Below are 514 nucleotides of genomic sequence, written 5' to 3'. Positions count from 1 at the left end.
CCCGGCCACTGAGACTCGAATACTTTCCAAGGGAGAGAAATTGCTCGACGTAACAACATTTGACGAGCTTCGCATTGGCCTGGCTACGGCAGACGACATCCGTCGTTGGTCGCACGGTGAGGTCAAGAAGCCCGAAACCATCAACTACCGCACGCTCAAGCCCGAGAAGGACGGCCTGTTCGGCGAACAGATCTTCGGTCCGTCACGGGATTGGGAATGCTCATGTGGCAAGTACAAGCGTGTTCGCTTCAAAGGCATCGTTTGTGAGCGTTGCGGCGTAGAGGTCACCAAGTCGTCCGTGCGCCGCGAGCGCATGGGCCACATTGAGCTGGCCGCACCCGTCACTCACATCTGGTACTTCAAGGGCGTGCCCTCGCGCCTCGGCTACCTGCTGGACATGGCTCCGAAGGACCTCGAAAAGGTCATCTACTTCGCCGCATACATGGTCATCTCGGTAGACGAAGACGGTCGTCACCAGGACATGCCTGGTCTCGAGAACGAGCTGCGCCTGGAA

General features: G+C 58.4%; 1 pseudogene. It reads left to right on the top strand.

The features are described 5' to 3' along the window. Positions 1-40 precede the first annotated feature (40 nt). A pseudogene (locus tag JF66_RS20125) lies at positions 41-514 on the top strand (DNA-directed RNA polymerase subunit beta'); the annotation flags it as partial.

Source organism: Cryobacterium sp. MLB-32 (assembly GCF_000738085.1).
Lineage (GTDB): Bacteria > Actinomycetota > Actinomycetes > Actinomycetales > Microbacteriaceae > Cryobacterium.
Note: the sequence above shows the minus strand (reverse complement) of the source record. Positions and strands in the feature narration are given on the sequence as shown.